This window comes from Streptomyces sp. NPDC057694, from assembly GCF_042799415.1.
Classification (GTDB): domain Bacteria; phylum Actinomycetota; class Actinomycetes; order Streptomycetales; family Streptomycetaceae; genus Streptomyces.
Genome location: NZ_JBHVIX010000011.1, coordinates 87,431 through 103,957, shown reverse-complemented (window position 1 = coordinate 103,957; position 16,527 = coordinate 87,431). Strand labels below are relative to the sequence as shown.

The following is a 16,527-nucleotide window of genomic DNA, read 5'->3' as shown; positions in this document are numbered from 1 at the left end:
AAGGGTCGGGGGGGAACGCCTGGGAAGGGAGAGTTCTGTTTGGGGTGTTCCCACCGGGGCACACGGAACGGGGGGGGGGGTCCCGGCTGGGGGCCTGTCCCCACCCTTGTGCCGCGGCCGGTGGCGCGGACCGCCGCACGAGGGCGGGTCAGTGCGCTCCGCCCTTGCCGCCCGTGGCGGTCCGCCCGAACTCCGCGTCCAGGACGGACAGCCGACGCCAGTACTCGTCCTCGTCGATCTCTCCGGCGGCGAACCGGCGGCCGAGCACGGCGATCGGCGAACGCTCGTCGACGGCGGGGCCGGAGTGCCACGGACCGCGGCGGCCGCGCCACACGGTGCGGCGCAGCAGCGTGCCGACGCCGATCGCCACGGCCGCCCAGACCAGCGGAACGAACAGGATCCACGGGCCCGGGCCGCCGCCGGGGCCGAACTGCGCGAGGGTCTCCATCTGACTCGTCTCCCGTAAGTGTTCGTGCGGATGGGTGCGGGGTGCTGGTGATGAGTCGAGCGTCGCGCCGCGAGGGGGTCCGCGTCGTCGTACGGCCAGCGGCAGTGCGCGTACCCCCGTGGGAGTACGCGCGGCGTCCTCAGCTGCTCCCCGTCGCGCCCCATCGCTCCCCCAACGGGTTCCCCACAGGGCTTGCCTTCTGTAACTACTAGTATGTACGGTCCTTTCATGACCACTCAGGAGCGGCTGATCGAGACCACGCGCGAGCTGCTGTGGGAGCGCGGTTACGTCGGCACGAGTCCGAAGGCGATCCTGCAGCGTGCGGGTGTCGGGCAGGGCAGCATGTACCACCACTTCACCGGTAAGCAGGACCTCGCGCTCGCCGCGATCCTCCGCACCGGCGAGGAGATGCGGGCGACCGTCGACGGGCTGCTCGGTGCGGACGGTTCGGCGTACGACCGTGTCGCGGCGTATCTGCTGCGCGAGCGCGATGTGCTGCGCGGCTGCCCGGTCGGGCGGCTCACCATGGACCCGGAGGTGATCGCCGTCGACGAGCTGCGCGGTCCGGTCGACGAGACGATCGCGTACGTGAAGAGCCGGCTCGCCGAAGTCGTCCAGGAGGGCGTGGACAGCGGTGAGTTCGCCGCCCACCTGGTGCCGCGCGAGATCGCGGCGGCGATCGTCGCGACGGTGCAGGGCGGATACGTTCTGGCGCGCGCCTCCGGCGAGACGGACGCCTTCGACGCGGGCGTACGCGGTCTGCTGTCCCTCCTGTGCCCCTCCCCCGTGAGCCCCTCCCCCGCCCCGACTGCCTGAGGACTTCCACGTGCACATCACACGCAACCGCCCGGACACGCAGGCGGGCCCGGCCGAGAACTTCACGGGCGCGGTCTGGCTGGACGAGGTCGCCGGGCCCGGACTGCCCTCCCGGCTGCGCATGTTCAACGTCCACTTCGCGCCCGGCGCGCACACCGCCTGGCACACCCATCCGCACGGCCAGGTCCTGCACGTCCTGGCGGGCGAGGGACGGGTGCAGCGCGAGGGCGGCGAGGTCGAGGTGATCCGGGCGGGCGACACGGTCTGGATCGAGCCGGACGAGTGGCACTGGCACGGCGCGGGGCCGGGGACGTTCATGACGCATCTGGCGGCGGTCGAAGCGGCCGACGACGGGACGACGACCTGCTGGGGCCGCCATGTCGACGACGCCGACGCCTACGCCGACACCGCGCACTGAGAGGCGTACGACCATGCACGCAATGCAGTACGAGATCACGCTGCCCGCCGACTACGACATGGACATCATCCGTGAACGGGTCGCCGCCAAAGGGCACTTGCTCGACGACTTCCCGGGGCTCGGCGCCAAGGCGTATCTGATGCGGGAGCGCGGCGTGCAAGGATCGCCGGTGAACAGTTACGCGCCGTTCTACCTCTGGAACACGGAGCAGGGGATGAACTCCTTCCTGTGGGGTCCCGGATTCCAGGGCATCGTGCGGGACTTCGGACGGCCCGTCGTGCAGCACTGGACCGGTGTCGCGTACGAGGAGGGGGCCGCGTCGGGCGCGAGGGCACGGGTCGCCGTGTGCGAGCGGGCACCGGTCGGGGCCGCCGTCCATCTGCCCGACCTGGTCGCGGACGCCGCACGGGAGACGGCCGAACTGGCCTCCGAGGAGGGGGTGTTGTACGCGGCCTCGGGGATCGATCCGCGTACCTGGGAGCTGTTGACGTTCTCCGTCTGGGAGCACGCGGAGCCCCGGACGCCCGGCGACATCCATCAGGTTCTGCACGTCTCGCAGCCCGAGCGGGACCGGCTCCGGAAGGGACAGCAATGGTGAACCCGGCGACAGCCACCGTCCGCAGTGTCCAGGGGGACATCGATCCGGTCCGGCTCGGTGTCGTCGACGCCCACGACCATCTCTTCTTCCGCAGTCCGCTGCTCGCGGGGCAGGAGCTGGACGACGTCGGACTGGCCCGGCAGGAGCTTGCCGCGTACGCCGCCGTGGGCGGCGGGACCGTGGTGCAGTGGACGCCCTACGGTCTTGGCCGGCGGGCAGCGGAACTGCCCGCGCTGGCGGAGGCGACGGGCGTACGGATCGTCGCGGCCACGGGGATGCATCAATCCGCGCACTACACGCCGCAGTTGCTGGCCGCGCGCAAGACGGACCTCGCCGAGCTGTTCGTGCGCGAGCTGACCGAGGGCATCGGCGGCAGCGGTGTGCGCGCCGGGCTGATCAAGGTGGCGGGAGGCTTCCACGCGCTGGACGCGCACGCCCGCTGGACCATGCGCGCCGCCGCCGAGGCGCACCACGCGACCGGGGCGCCGATCGCGATCCACCATGAGCTGGGCACGGGTGCGCTGGACGTACTCGACCTGCTCTGCGAGGAGTTGGAGGTGCCGCCGCACCGGATTCTGCTCGGCCACCTGAACCGCTCCCCCGACTTCGTCACCCAGCGGGACGCCGCGCGTTCGGGCGCGTATCTGGCCTTCGACGGGCCGTCGCGGGCCAACCACGCGACGGACTGGCGGATGCCGGACGCGATGGCGGCGCTCGCCGAGGCCGGGTTCGCGCACCGCCTGCTGCTCGGCGGCGACACGACGACCGCCGGCGCGCGGTCGGTGAGCGGCGGGCCCGGCATGCCGTATCTGCTGCGCCGGGTACGGCCCCGCCTCACTGAGGCCCTGGGCAAGGACGTCGTCGAGCAGGTGCTGGTCGCCAATCCTGCGGCGGCGTTCGCGGTGGAGTGGCGCTGAGAGGGGATCCGGTACCGGGCGACTGATCAGGTACCGAGCGACTCCCCCGAGCGGCGTCAGCTCGCGGTCAGTGCTCCGAGCGGGTCGTCGAGGACCGGCTGCCAGGCCAGTTCGGCGGCTCCTACCAGGCTGTTGTGGTCGAGGGTGCAGGCCAGGATGGGGACGCCTCCGCTGCGGCCCCACAGGCTGCGGTCGGCGACGACGGCGCGCAGTCGTTCGGGGGCGGCGTCGAGGAGGGCGCGGTGCAGGCCGCCGAGGATGATCCGGTCCGGGTTGAGGATGTTGACCAGGCCCGCGAGTCCCAGGCCGAGCCGGTCGACGAGGGCCTCCGTGGCCGTGCGGACGGCGGGGTCGTCCTTGGCGGTGAGCAGCAGTTCGCGCGCCTGGTGCAGGAGCGAGCCGTCGGAGTCGGGGGTGCGGCCCGCCGCGGTGAGGAAGGCGAGCGGGTCGGTCTCGACGTCCAGGCAGCCGCGGCTGCCGCAGTGGCAGGGCCGGCCCTCCGGATTGACGGTGAGGTGACCGACCTCCAGGGCCAGGCCCGAACTGCCGGTGTGCAGATGCCCGTCGAGGACGAGGGCGCCGCCGACACCGCGGTGCCCGGTGGCGACGCAGAGCAGGTCGCGGGCGCCGCGCCCCGCGCCGTGCCGGTGCTCGGCGAGCGCGCCGAGGTTGACGTCGTTCGCGGCGAACGCCGGGACGCCCAGGCCCGCCGCGCGCACGCAGTCGGCGAAGATCTCCCGGACCGGGGAGCCCACGGGCCAGGCCAGGTGCAGCGGGTTGAGGGCGGTGCCGTCCGGCTCGGCCACGGCGGAGGGCACCGCGAGGCCCGCGCCGACACAGACCTTGCCGCTGGACCGCAGGAGTTGGACTCCCGCCTCCACCACGGACCGCAGCACGTCCGCCGGATCGGGGTCGATGATCTCGCAGCCCGGCGTGGTGGCGACGACCCGGCCGCCGAGCCCGACGAGCGCCACCCGGTAGCCGTCCGAGTGGACCTGCGCCGCGAGCGCGACCGGACCGTCCTCGGCGACGGAGAGGCGGTGCGAGGGGCGGCCCTGGGAACCGGCGGCGGCGCTCGGCCGGGCGTCGATCCTGATCAGGCCGAGGGCCTCCAGCTCGGCGGCGACCGCGCCCGCCGTGGCGCGGGTCACCCCGAGTTCGGCGGTGAGGACGGCGCGGGTCGGCGCGCGTCCGGTGTGGACGAGTTCGAGCGCGGGACCGAGGGCGCTGCGGCCCCGCTCCAGACGCGGTGGCCGTGCGGTGCCGCCGCCCGTCGTCTGGCTCCCGGTTCCGGAGGCCGCCCTGCCGCCCATCAGCAACTCCTCGCCCTGATCACGGTCTGGAATGGTAGCCGGTGAACGGCGTCCCCTCACTCCGTGTGGTCACAGGCCGCTGACCCGTAGCGTGATGTTGAGCCGCCCGCTCAGGCCCAGCTCGACGGGCGCGGTGCCCTCGTGGACGCGGGGCACCCCGTGGAAGGCGAGGCGTGCCGGGCCGCCGAAGACGAACAGGTCGCCGCTGTGCAGGTCCACGTCCGTGTAGGGCTTGGTGCGTGTGTGCGGGTTCCCGAACCGGAAGACGCAGGCGTCGCCCAGGCTCAGCGAGACGACCGGCTCGTCGGTGTCCTCGTCGCGGTCCTGGTGCATGCCCATCCGGGCCTGTCCGTCGTAGTAGTTGATGAGCGCGATGTCGTAGGCGGCGCCGGGCGGGCTCCCGAAGGCGTCGGTGACGGCGCGCGCCCCGAGTGCGGCCAGCTCCTCGGGCATGGGTTTGACGGGTGCACCGTCGCCGTCGACGGCCGTGCGCGTGTAGCCGCGCGGGGTCCAGTGCCAGCCGAGGCCGCACTGGCGCGCGCTCATCGTGCCGCCGCCGGGGGTGCGGACCGTGCGCAGCCCGGCGGGCGGCCGGGCCCACGCGCGGCAGGCGGCGACCAGGTCGCGCTGCTCCGCCGGGCCCAGCCAGTCCGGTACGTGGACGGCGCCGGGGGCGACCTCGCGCCGTTCCCGGGGGAACAGACCACTCGCCCCGCTCACCACGGCACCGCCCTTCTCGCGCCCCTACGTGTCCGGGGCGTCGTTCCTCGACCCGCTCCAGCGTAGGCGGACGTCGAGGTGGGTGCTGGCCTTCGCGGAGCTGATGATGGCGCCGAGCGACGCGTCGAGCGTCACACCGAAGGACACCTCGATCTCCTCGGGGCGTTCGGCGTGCGCGCGGAACTCGGAGATCACTTCGGCGGCGGCGGAGGTGATCGGGGCGAGGGCGTCGCGCAGCGACTGCTGGGCGCGGCGCATCCGGTCGCCGGTCCCCGCGGCGCCGGTGCCGAGGCGGGGCGCGGAGACGAGGACGGTGGTCTCTCCGTCGGCGAGTACGAAATGGACGGTTTCTGACGACACGGGGCTCCTCGGACGGTCGTGAACGGGCTGGGTCGAGAGTGGGCTGGCTGGAGAGCGGGCCGGGTGGAGAGCGGGCCGGGTGGAGAGCGGGCCGGGTGGAGAGCGGTCAGGTCGGATCGGAGCAGATGTCGTCCCGGGGCACCTGGTCCGTGCCGTCCGGGCTCGGCTGGACCTGTTGCAGGTGGCTCATCAGGGTCTTGGCGTCCCCGTCCCCGCCGGCGTAGTCGAGGACGGCCCGGTAGAAGGCGGCGACGACGTCGGGGCTCATCAGGTCGGCGGCGCCGAAGCACAGCGGGTGGCCCGAGGCGGGTTCCAGCAGCGCGGCGATCCGCTGCTGGACGGCGTTGCGGTAGCCGATCCCCTCGGCCCGGGCGGAGAACGCGGACGAGCCCGCCGCGTCGACCCATGTCTGCTGGGCCTGTGCGCCGGACAGGTAGTGGACGAACGTGCGCGCGGCCGGGTTGTCGTCGGTGAACATGCCGATGAAGTCCCCCGAGACCTCCAGCGGGGCGTGGGCGCTCGGCGCGACGAAGTCGAACCGGGGCTCCTTCTGGAGTTCGGCGGCGAGGGCGGAGCGCGCTCCGTGGGCGAGCCGGCAGCCGGGCTTCGGGTCGGCCATCGCCTGCGTCGCCTTGGTGAACCCGTAATCGGACGCCTTCTTGAGCGTGGGTGCGCCCACGAGGGCGCGCCACCGGGTCCAGGCCCGCTCGATCGCGGTGGTCGTCCACGGCAGCCGGCCCGACGCCCAGCGCGCGTACACGTCGGTGCCCGCGTCGGCCAGCACGATGTCGGCGATCCAGTCGGCGCCCGGCCAGCCGGAGGTCGGGCCGGAGGCGAGGCCGAGACACCAGCCGAGGCCGCCTTCCCGGGCGAAGCTGCTCAGGGCGTCGGTCGAGCCGGTGCGGGGCTTGCCCGTGGTCTCGGTGTCGTACCAGACGAGGCTCTTGACGTCGATCTTGACGGGGACGGCGTAGGTGGCGCCGCCGACCTGCCCCAGGCCCTGGAAGGGCTCCAGATACGCGCCGATGTCGACGGTCTTCTCGTCGAACGGCTGGAGAACGGCCGCTCGTTTCGCGCCGTCCTCCTGCCGGACGTAGCGGGCGATCGCCGTGGGGCTCGGCAGGACGGCGAGGTCGGGCGGCGCGTCGGCGGTGACCGCGGCGTCGAGCTGCTGGGTGAGCGCGCGGGTGACCTGGACGTCGACCTTGATGCCGGTGTCGTGCTCGAAGTCCTTGACGACGGAGTAGAAGGCGCCGAACTCGTCCTGTCCGTCCCAGGGCACCATCACCGTCACATGCTGCTCGCCGGAGCCCGCGCAGGCGGTCAGCCCCACCAGCAGGGCGAACGGCGCGAGGAGTCGGCACAGCCGGGCGCGGAGCGCGTTGCCAACAGCCTTACGCCGCCTGGGCGTTGTCGTGAGTGTCGTCATGGGCGCGGGTACCTGTACTCGGCGAGGCGGGGCCGGTAGGCGAGGTGGTTGAGGACGCCGGCGACGGCGAGCGCGAGCAGCACGAGCGCCATGACCGCCGGATGTCCGGCGGCCGGGTGCGGTGCCAGCCGCGCCTCGTCCCACATGGTCAGGCCCACGGAGACGGCGGTGACCGCCACGGTGACGCCGAGGGTGGCGAGCAGACGGCCGCCGACCCGACGGCGGAAGCGGAGCGCGAGGACCCGGGCGGTGGCGCAGAACAGCAGCAGCATCACGGCCGGCGGAGCGAGGGCCACGCCCCAGAGCTGGACGGGATCGAGCCAGCCGGCGTCGTGCTGTCGCGCCAGACCGGCGTTCTGAAGGTTCCGCAGGTCTTCTATGGAGTCCCTGAGACCGCCGGTACCCGGGACCTCCCGACCGGTGTCGGGGTCCTTCAGACGCGCCGCGGTCAGCTTGCCGCCGGCGCTGTCGACGCCCTCCTGCCCGTTGCGCGGGTAGTCGCTCACCGCCGTGTTGACGAGCTGCTGACAGATGAGCAGCTGCCACTGGACGAACTGGAACTGGGCGCGTCCCGTGGCTCCGGCCGCGTTGCCCTGGGCGGCGGCGGTGAGCAGGGTTCCGATGCGCGCGGTCGTGTTCTCGAAGTCGTGGCCCGGGCCGGTCATCTCGATCTGAGTGGTTCTGTTCACTCCGTCCAGGGCCTTCTTCGCCGGGCCGACCGCGTCCTGCGCATCTCTGAGCTGGACGGCGGCCGCCCTGCTCTGCCGGACCGTCGCGACCTCCTGGCCGCCCTGCGTGGCGGTGACGAGATAGACGACGGCGGTCGCGCACACCATCACCAGCATGCCGGTGCGCAGCAGCCGCAGGATCCGGACGGGGTGCGCGGTGCGCAGGTCCTGCCACGCCTCGGACAGCAGGGAGCGCAGGCCGGTCGCGGGCGGCTCGGCGGCCGTGGCGGTCATGTGCCGGATCCGGTGTCGAGGTTGCGGCCGCACGCCTCGCAGAACCTCGCTCGGCGCGTGGGCAGTCGCTCATTGCAGTGCGGGCAGCGGGTGGTGCTGTCGGCGCCCACAGCGTCCAAAGCGTCAACAGGCATGGAATCGACCGGGAGTTCGGTCCGTGTCGAGTCGAGTGCCAGACGCTGCATCTCCGCGCGGGTCACGTCGCGCCGCAGGATCACCCGGTCGCGCGGGTCCTTCTCCGCCACGGCCCACAGCTCCGCCGCCTTCCGCCGCTGACCGAGCTCGTCGGCCAGGTCCAGCGCCGTCCGCAGCTCCCGGTCGGCGCGGCCGATGTCCCCGGCCTCGTACGCGTCGGTGCAGGCACGCATCGCCATGCCGAGCGCGCGTATCTGCCCCACTCGCGTGAGCTCGGGCGACCGGGTGCTCGCGCCGGACGGGATCGATCGTCTGCGTACGTTCATGGGAACCGTGGGCAGCAGTCCCACCCGCCCGGCGCCGACGCCGTGTTCGGCATGCAGTGTGATCCAGGCGGCCCGCAGATCGGTGTCGAAGGGCACCCGCCCGGGGTCGAGGCGCAGCGTGATCTGGTACTGGCGCAGCCCCGGCGACCAGGCGCCGAGCGGGATGTGGAGGCCCTCCTCGTACGACTGCTGCCGGCCCGTCAGATCGGCCTCCACCGGGGCGGTCTGGCGGACCTTGTCGAGGGTGAACAGCTCGCTGAACCGCAGGCCGAGATACACATGGGGAACGACGACGCGCCGCGCCTCGTGCATGAGCGCCTCGAAGTCCGCGGTGAGATCGGCGATGTCGATGACGGCCACGCTCGAACCGTGCAACGCCTGGGCGATGCGGTGGAGTTCGCGGTACTCCCAGTCGCCGCCGAGGCCGCGCACGTCGCAGATGAACCGGTCGCTGCACGCGTCGAGTATCGCGTCGAGCTCTGCGCGCGTCTCGTGCTCGTCCTTGCCGTCGGTGTAGAGCACCGCGTGGCGTACGCCGGTGACGGCGGCGGTGTCGAAGAGCCGGCGGGCGCACTCCAGCCAGCTGCCGATCCGGGTGCCGCCCTGGGCGCGCACGGCGTGCACGGCTGCCTTCGCCTCGCGCCTGCTGGTCTCGTCGGCGGGCACGGGGCGGCCGTCGGGCGGGTGCACGACGATGGCCTCGTGGTCGCCGGCGACGACGGCGAACAGGGTGCCGTCGCGCAGCGTGTCGATCGCCGCGCAGACGGCCCGTCTGGCCTCGTCGATCTTGCGCAGGCCGGTCATCGACAACGACCGGTCCATGATGAGGATTTCGGCGGTGAGCGGTGTGCTGTCGGCCCCGGCTCCGGCGTCGACTCCGGCGTCGGTGATCTCGGTGGTCTCGGTGGTTTCGGGCGAGCGGGCGTGCACGGTGATGAGCGCGTCGGCGCGGTCGGCGTCACGGCTCAGATCCCCCGGCGCGTGTACCTCCATGGTGAAGTTCAGCGCCGCACGTGGTAAGTCCCCCATCGATCTCTCACGACTCCCTCGTCACAGCTGTTGGCTGCCTGTGTCGTGTGTGTCCTGTGCGGACCAGGGGAGCCTAGCTCTTCCGTTCACGTTACGGAACGGTTGAGTCGCTCATTGTTGCCTTCTCCACCGACTCCCCCACGACCTTTTTCGCGAGGCTTGACGGTCCGGGGCCTGGTTCCGGCGTACCAGGGCCAACTCACCTCGGGGCGAAGCTCGTTGGCGAGGTCGACCAGGGCGTGGCAGTCCCGTTCGGTGGGGCAGTGCCGGGCCAGTGCGCGGATCGCGTCGGAGAGGGCGAGCCGGTCATGGGTGTGGTGGTAATTCGCGTATGCGGATTCCGCTTCCAGGGAGGCCCGTTCGGCCTCGGCCAGTCCGAGGCCCGCCGGGACCGGGGTTTCGTCCGGTCCGGTCTGCCGCTCCAGCGAGAGCCGGAACCTGGCGATGGTGGCCTCGCGCGCGAAGCGGAACTCCTGTGCCAGTGCGTCGACGATGCCGGCCGCGGCGGCCGGTCCCTCGGCGTGGTAGGTGATCCGGGCCAGGCCGAACCCGGCCGCGCCCAGCGCCGGGCTGGTGGTCAGGACCGTGTCGTAGTGGGTGGTGGCGAGCGTGTGGTCCCCGGCCCGTTCGGCACACAGGCCGACCACGAGCTGCGGGATGAGCTCACCGGGGAGTGTGTCGCGTACGCGGGCGAAGTGGGAGTCGGCCGCCGCCGGATCCTCGCCGCGCAGGGCGATCAGGCCGCGGTACCAGGTGGTCAGCCAGTGTTCGGCGGGCAGCGGCACCCGGTCGAGGACCGCCGCCGCGTCCGTGTGGTCCCCGGCCCGGAGCATCTTCCGGCACACGTCGAGGTCGCTCTGGACGGTCGGGGTGACGTCGCTGTCGTCGGGGTCGTGGACCGGCATCGGCAGCGCCGCCGCCACCACCCGCGGCCCGGGGGCGTCGAACAGGGGCGGCAGCGTCAGCCGCACGGAGCCGTCGGCCGCGTCCTGCTCCACCGTCGCCCGCACCCAGTCGCCGATGGGCCGGGGCGCGCCGATTCCGCCGTGCAGCGACTCGGGCATCGGGCCGAACAGGGCCGAGGCGCGGGTGACCCGGCGGCCCGTGTCCGGCGCCGCCACGACCTGCCGGATGACACCGCTGAGCTGCTCCCCGAACTGCCGTGCCGACGTGAACCGCCGCTTGGGCCCGCCGCTGTGCACGGACCGCTCCAGGAGCAGCCGGAGGGACTGCGCGCCGGGGGCGGAGGAGCCCTCGGTCAGCTCGTGGGACGTCTCCGCCAGGGTCATGCCGAGCCCGTACAGGTCGAAGCCGGGCGTCGGTCCCTGCGTGTACTCGGGATCGCCCAGTGGCGGCGCGTACCGCTCGGTGTACTCGGAGAGCGGCGCCGTGTCCGTGACCGAGCGCACCGCGCCGAAGTCGATGAGCCGCACCCGGTCGAGGGCGCCGGACGGGGCGGTCTCGGCGAAGCGGATGATGTTCAGCGGCTTGACGTCGCAGTGCAGCAGGCCGCGGGCGTGCAGATAGTCGAGGGCCTGCAGCAGTCGCAGGCCGTGGGCGAGGAACGTCGCCAGGCGGTCGTGCGGAGCCGCTTGCAGCGCTTCGCCCGGTACGTACTCCAGTACCAGGTAGGTGCTGCCGTGCTCCTCCTCGTAGCCGAGGATGCGCACGATGGCGTCGTGCCGCAGACCGACCAGGACGTCCCGTTCCCGGTCCGATCCGGCGAGTGCGGTACGCAGTTCTTTCAGGACGACGTCGGTCTTGAGGTTGCGGTCGTACGCGAGGTACGCGACGCCGTAGGAGCCCTGACCGAGCAGTCGGCGCACCTCGTAGCGGCCGGCGATGACGAGGCCCTCGACGTGGGAGAAGTCGAAGCGGGTGCCGCACAGGGCGCAGAATCCGGCGATCCGCCCGGGCTGCCCGTCCACGCTGCGTCCGACGGGCTTGCGGCAGCCGGGGTTGAGGCAGTAGCGGTGGCCCTCCGCGACGGGACCACTCTGCGGCTGCGGCGCCCGTGCGGCGGTGCCGGGCGCGTCGGGCAGCCGGGTGTCGTCGACGAGGGCGAGGCCGTACCAGGGGTCGGGCCGCACCTGTGCCACACCGGTGCTCGCCCCCGCGGCCCGGTCGGGCGGCAGCGCCTTGAGGCCGCAGACCGGGCAGAACCCGTCCTCGTCGAGCGTGCCGCGCCCGCATCCGGGGCGATTGCATCTGGTCATGGCCTCATCCTTCGGCGATGCGGCGGTTGACGGCCGCGACGTAGCGCGGGACTCTCCGGCCGGCGGCCGCGAGGTCGGCGGGGGCGGCCCGCAGGGCGTGGGCCGCCGTCGCGAACAGGCCGGAGAGCTCGGGGTCGTGGGCGCCGAAGTGCTCCTCGGCGAGTGCGCGGTACAGCTCCAGACGGACGGAGAGTTCCTCGTGCTCGGCGCCCATCCCCCGCACCTCCGCCAGGTAGGCGTCGACCTCGGTACGGACGGACCTGGCCCGGGCCTCGATGGCGGCGGTCTCGGCGTGCGGGAACGTGGCGCGGGCGACGGCCAGCCGCACCTTCAGCCGGGGTGCCTCGCCGTGCGGTGGCCGCGGCGGTGCCAGGAAGCGGCGCGCCGTCGTCCGTTCGAGGAGCAGCGCCTCGCCCTCGGCCCGCGCGAGGTCCGCGACGGCCTGCCGCGCCTGCTCGACGGTGACCGCGCGCAGGGCGCCGCCGGGCAGCGGCGCCGGGTCCAGACGCACCTGGTACGGCAGTTCTTCGGGCGGGTCCCCCTCGACGCCGAGGACGAGGCGCAGGCCGCGCGTGCGGGCGCTGCGGGCGAGCGGGACGAGGAGTTCGGTGAGGAGGCGGCCCGTGTCGCGTGCGCTGTCGATGCCGTCCACGATGACGAAGGCCGGCGGCGTGCGGCGCAGCAGCCGGCGCACCAGTTCGACCGGCGTGCGGTCACGGTCCGGGGCGAAGCCGAACCGGTCGGCGAGATAGGCGCACACCTCGCCCACGGATCTGCCGCGGGCGTCGTAGGCCGCGTCGACGGCGCCGAACGGCAGGACGGTGTCGCGCGGGGCGCCGCCGCGGCGGCGGGTCGAGCGTGAGGTCTCGGTGAGGCGCACCAGCCAGGAGGAGCCGGGGCCGGTCTGCCGGCCGGTGGCGACGAGGGCGACGCCCGCCCAGTCGCTCGTGAGGAGCCGGGCCAGCTCCCGGGTCAGGGCGAGCTGGAGCGGGTCGTCGAGGTCGGCCGCGGGGTCGCCGCGCGAGGGCACCTCGATGCCGACGCCGCGCACATACGGTTCGATGCGCGAGCCGAGGTACGTCCGCATCGTGTCGACCGGGACCATCCAGGCCGCCTTGCCGTCCTCGTCGACGAATTCGGCGACCACGATGCCGATGACCTGGCCCGCGAACGCCCCGTCGAGGGCCATCACCCCGGCGCCGGAGTAGCCCGGCCTGATCCAGGGCCGGCCTTCGTGCGTGCGGTTGAGCAGTCCCCATTCGCCGGCCCGGCCGCCGGATCCGGCGAGTTCGGCGTCGACCCCGATGCCGTCCGGCTCGTACTCGGGGAAGCCGTAGACCCGCACCTTGCCGCCCGAGATGGGCACCTTCCACAGTTCGGTGACGCCGTCGTGGCCGACCGGGCGGTCCAGTCGCAGCAGCGCGACGTCGCCGCGCCGCGAGTCGTCGTCGAAGGCCCACACGTCCTCGACGACGCGGGCGGTGACGGACCACGCGTCGCCGGCCACGGCGCTGCGGACGCGGAGGTGCGCCCGCGTCCCCGCGGCGGGGTGGGCGCCGGCCTGCTTCACGACGTGCGCGCAGGTCAGCACCGACCGACGGTCGAGCAGCACGCCCGCCCCGCACGGCTTTCCGTACTGGTCGTCGATCCGCACCCGCCACGGCCTGTCCGGTCGCTGATCCGGCGTCATGTCACCACGCTAGTACAGCAGTTGACCGCGGAAACAGAAGGCGTCGGCGGCGACCGGGACGGTTCCGGCGCGGGAGGGGTCGCCTCCCGCGCCGGAGGGCGCTACTTCAGGTAGGGCCCCGCCGTCCCGACCTTGCCGGGTGCGGCGTTCTTGCCGCCCAGGTCGAGGACGTAGACCCGCAGGTTGCCCTTGCCGGGGGCCGCCGCGGTCAGGGTGCCGTCGGTGACGGTGCGCACGTCGCCGGTGACGGCGTCCTTGTAGGTGCCGTTGGGGATGTTCTTGTACGTCGCGCCGTCGGTGACGGTGACGAGGGCGAAGCTGTCCACTCCGCTCGCCGCGTCCGTGTAGCGGCGCTTGTACGCCATGTTCCCTGTGATGTCGGCCGTCGAGTACTGGCCCATCTGCAGGGCGGGGACCGCCCGGCGGATCTGGTTGAGCCGCTGGAGGTGTCTGACCAGGGGCTGGTCGAGGGTCGTGGCGACGGCGCCGGACGCGCTTGCGACCGTACCGAAACCGGAGGCGGTGACGCTGCCCTCGATCTTGTCGCCGTAGTAGGCGCGGCCGGTGTCCGCCAGGGGGCAGGTGGTCCCGCAGTCGATCTTCTTGCCCTTCTGGAACTCGATCTCCGAGCCGTAGTAGAGCGTGGGGATGCCGCGGAACGTCCACATCAGCGACATGTTCTCCGCCCACGCGTCGGTGCCGCCCGCGTAGCGTTCGCCGCTCTTGTTCGGGCCGTAGTCGTGGCTGTCCACGTAGACGACGTTGTACGTGGCGTCGTTGGTGGAGTCGTCGGAGTCCTTGCCGTTGTTGTAGGCGTTGGAGGCGTCCCCGAAGTTCATGTGCATGCGCATGTCGATGATGTTCATGCCGGAGAACTTGCTGTGGTCGGGGGTGTGGTAGCTGTTCCCGTCGAGGAAGGCGTTGGTGGACGTCGGCTGGCTGCCGGTGCCCAACTGCTCCTCGTAGTCGTACTGTTCGAGGGACGCCTTCTCGTCGTCGGCGGAGTACTCCTTGCGCTCCTTCCAGGTGTAGAACTGCGCGGAGTGGTTCACGGATCCGCGGTTCCACTTGTCGTTGACGAAGGCTCCGACCTCGCCGAAGACGAAGAAGTCGTTCGCCTTCTGGGGCCCGAACTGCTGGGCCACGCGCTCCTGGATGGCGGGCAGGAAGCGGCGGTTCCAGGTGACGCGCGGAATGTGCACGGCCGTGTCGACACGGAAGCCGTCGACGCCCATGTCGATGTACTTGTTGTAGGCGCCGATCAGGTAGTTCTGCACCTGGGTGTTCTCGGTGTTGAAGTCGGCGAGGTCCTCGTGCAGCCAGCAGGAGCGGGAGTCCTCGCCCTCCCAGTTGCCGAGCCAGCACGTGTGGTAGAGCGATTTCGGGAACATGCCCGACGTGGGGCTCGGCCACTGGCAATTGTAGATCGTGTAGCCCTCGGGGCTCTTGGCTCCGGTGGGCTTGCCCCAGTTGAGACACGTGTTCCCGGACGGTTCGGCCGTCGACCACATGTCGCCGTTGTAGTACGACTTGCCGGAGACGGGCTCCACGGTGAGGCCGTCGTACTCGAAGCCTTCCTGCTTCTCGTCGTAGTACCAGCTCCACTGGGCGTCGCGGACCCCGTACACGGTCGGGGTGAACAGGCCCTTGGCGCCCCAGCGGGACGAGTGGTTGTAGACGACGTCCTGGTAGATCTTCATACCCTTGGCGTGGGCGGCGTCGATGAGGTCCTGGTAGGAGGCGCCTGCGGATTCGAGTCTGGGGTCGACCTTGTAGAAGTCGTACCCGTGGTACCCGTGGTAGTCGTAGTCGGAGCGGTTGAGGACGACCGGGGTGATCCAGATCGCGGAGAAGCCGAGGCCCTTGACGTAGTCGAGCTTCTGGACGAGCCCTTTGAAGTCGCCGCGGAACATGGGGTCGTTGTTGGCCGCGTTGCCGGTCTTGACGTGCTGGCTGCCGCCCCGGTCGTTCGAGGTGTCGCCGTCGTAGAAGCGGGCGGTGAGCACGAAGTAGATCGGGTCCTTGCGGGGGTCGCCGCCGAGTGGGGTGCCGGTGGTCTGCGCGGCCTTCTCGCCGGTGGTGGCCTTCGCCTCGGCGCTCGCGGCCGATACGTTGCCCGCCGCGTCCAGCGCCTTGACCGTGTACGTGTACGCGGTCTTCTCCTCGAGTCCCGTGTCGGAGTACACGGTGGTGGTGGCGGAGATGACGGAGGCGCCCCTCGTCCCGCCGGTGCGGGTGATCTGGTAGCCGGTGACGCCCGTGTCGTCGCTCGCCGCGTCCCAGGTGAGCACGATGGAGGTGCCGGTGGCGGTCGCCTTCACCTTGCCGGGTGCGGAGGGGGCGGTGGTGTCGGGGACGGCAGCCGCGCAGGGGTCCTTGGCGCTCTTGGTGACGGTGCCGCCCTTGACGGTGTTGAGGCCCGCGCCGAGCTGGTAGTTGGCGCCGTTGTTGTTGTCCCAGGTGCCGTTGCCATTGTTGAAGGTGGCCTGCCAGGACGTCGCCGACCCCAGGTCCACGGTCCGCTTCACCCAGCCGGTGCAGGCGGCCTCCATGGCGATGCCCGGGGCCGTGGTCCAACTGCCGCCCGTGGGTGCCCAGTGGAGGTTGGTGACGGCCCAGTTGGTGGTGGTCGTGTCGTAGTAGACGGTGGCGGAGGTCCCGTCGGCCGGCTGGGTGTCCGCACACGGGTCGCTGTGGGCGACGGTGCCGCCCTGGACGGTGATCAGGCCGGTGCCGAGCTGGTAGTTCTTCCCGCCGTTGTTGTCCCAGGTGCCGCTGCCGTTGTTGAAGGTGGCCTGCCAGGACGTGGCGCTGCCGAGGTCGACGGTCTTCTTCACCCAGCCGGTGCAGGCGGCCTCCATGGCGACGCCCGGGACCGTGGTCCAGCTGCCGCCCGTGGGCGCCCAATGCAGTTTGTACGCGGACCAGTTGGTGGTGACCGTCGAGTAGTACACGGTGGCCGTGTTCGCCTCGGCGGCGTGCGCCGGGGCACTGCCGAGCGGCAGGCCGGGCAGCAGGGCCGCCACCAGGGCGGCCAGGACGGCGAGGACGAGACTCGCGGGGCTGCGGCGGTGTCTGTGGCGCGCACGCCGCCGTATCGAAAGGTTCATGACAACTCCCTGGTCGGGGCCGCGACGGTGCGGCCGATGG

14 protein-coding genes are annotated in these 16,527 nt (G+C 72.2%); 4 read left to right on the top strand and 10 right to left on the bottom strand.

Features of this window, described 5'->3' with window-relative positions; translation table 11 throughout:
- Positions 1-148 precede the first annotated feature (148 nt).
- Positions 149-448, bottom strand: a complete 300-nt coding sequence (locus ACFVDP_RS23690; protein ID WP_383492846.1) for an SHOCT domain-containing protein — start codon at positions 446-448, stop codon at positions 149-151.
- 213 nt (positions 449-661) lie between these two features.
- Between ACFVDP_RS23690 and ACFVDP_RS23685 the strand changes: the two genes are divergently transcribed.
- The 4 genes from ACFVDP_RS23685 to ACFVDP_RS23670 are packed head-to-tail and all read left to right on the top strand — an operon-like array spanning position 662 to position 3,197.
- Positions 662-1,264: a TetR/AcrR family transcriptional regulator gene (locus ACFVDP_RS23685; protein ID WP_383492844.1), complete on the top strand. Its 603-nt coding sequence runs from the start codon at positions 662-664 to the stop codon at positions 1,262-1,264.
- Between the two features lie 10 nt (positions 1,265-1,274).
- Positions 1,275-1,682: a cupin domain-containing protein gene (locus tag ACFVDP_RS23680; protein WP_383492840.1), complete on the top strand. Its 408-nt coding sequence runs from the start codon at positions 1,275-1,277 to the stop codon at positions 1,680-1,682.
- A 13-nt stretch (positions 1,683-1,695) separates the two neighbouring features.
- Entirely contained in the window at positions 1,696-2,280 is a 585-nt protein-coding gene (locus ACFVDP_RS23675) for a DUF4865 family protein (RefSeq protein WP_383492837.1), read from the top strand.
- Entirely contained in the window at positions 2,274-3,197 is a 924-nt protein-coding gene (locus ACFVDP_RS23670) for a phosphotriesterase (RefSeq protein ID WP_383492834.1), read from the top strand. The genes ACFVDP_RS23675 and ACFVDP_RS23670 overlap by 7 nt, the downstream gene beginning before the upstream one ends.
- Positions 3,198-3,253: 56 nt before the next feature.
- Here the strand turns inward: ACFVDP_RS23670 and ACFVDP_RS23665 are convergent, their stop codons facing one another.
- The 9 genes from ACFVDP_RS23665 to ACFVDP_RS23625 form a co-directional block, all read right to left on the bottom strand.
- On the bottom strand, positions 3,254-4,510 hold the full coding sequence (locus tag ACFVDP_RS23665; RefSeq protein ID WP_383492832.1) for an ROK family protein: 1,257 nt from the start codon (positions 4,508-4,510) through the stop codon (positions 3,254-3,256).
- Positions 4,511-4,579: 69 nt separating this feature from the next.
- Positions 4,580-5,230: an alpha-ketoglutarate-dependent dioxygenase AlkB family protein gene (locus tag ACFVDP_RS23660; RefSeq protein WP_383492829.1), complete on the bottom strand. Its 651-nt coding sequence runs from the start codon at positions 5,228-5,230 to the stop codon at positions 4,580-4,582.
- Between the two features lie 24 nt (positions 5,231-5,254).
- Positions 5,255-5,590, bottom strand: a complete 336-nt coding sequence (locus tag ACFVDP_RS23655) for a CU044_2847 family protein (RefSeq protein WP_383492826.1) — start codon at positions 5,588-5,590, stop codon at positions 5,255-5,257.
- A gap of 106 nt (positions 5,591-5,696) precedes the next feature.
- Entirely contained in the window at positions 5,697-7,019 is a 1,323-nt protein-coding gene (locus ACFVDP_RS23650) for an ABC transporter substrate-binding protein (RefSeq protein ID WP_383492823.1), read from the bottom strand.
- Complete coding sequence (locus ACFVDP_RS23645; RefSeq protein WP_383492821.1) at positions 7,016-7,981, bottom strand: hypothetical protein; 966 nt, start codon at positions 7,979-7,981, stop codon at positions 7,016-7,018. Before ACFVDP_RS23645 ends, ACFVDP_RS23650 begins: the two co-directional genes overlap by 4 nt.
- The gene (locus tag ACFVDP_RS23640; RefSeq protein ID WP_383492818.1) at positions 7,978-9,471 is read right to left on the bottom strand and encodes a VWA domain-containing protein; all 1,494 of its coding nucleotides are present in this window, start codon (positions 9,469-9,471) and stop codon (positions 7,978-7,980) included. Before ACFVDP_RS23640 ends, ACFVDP_RS23645 begins: the two co-directional genes overlap by 4 nt.
- An 86-nt stretch (positions 9,472-9,557) precedes the next feature.
- Entirely contained in the window at positions 9,558-11,687 is a 2,130-nt protein-coding gene (locus ACFVDP_RS23635; RefSeq protein WP_383492815.1) for a tetratricopeptide repeat protein, read from the bottom strand.
- A 4-nt stretch (positions 11,688-11,691) separates the two neighbouring features.
- Positions 11,692-13,377 (bottom strand): trypsin-like serine peptidase, encoded by a 1,686-nt coding sequence (locus ACFVDP_RS23630; protein ID WP_383492812.1) that lies wholly within the window; start codon positions 13,375-13,377, stop codon positions 11,692-11,694.
- Positions 13,378-13,478: 101 nt separating this feature from the next.
- Complete coding sequence (locus ACFVDP_RS23625) at positions 13,479-16,487, bottom strand: carbohydrate binding domain-containing protein (protein WP_383492810.1); 3,009 nt, start codon at positions 16,485-16,487, stop codon at positions 13,479-13,481.
- Positions 16,488-16,527: the final 40 nt, after the last annotated feature.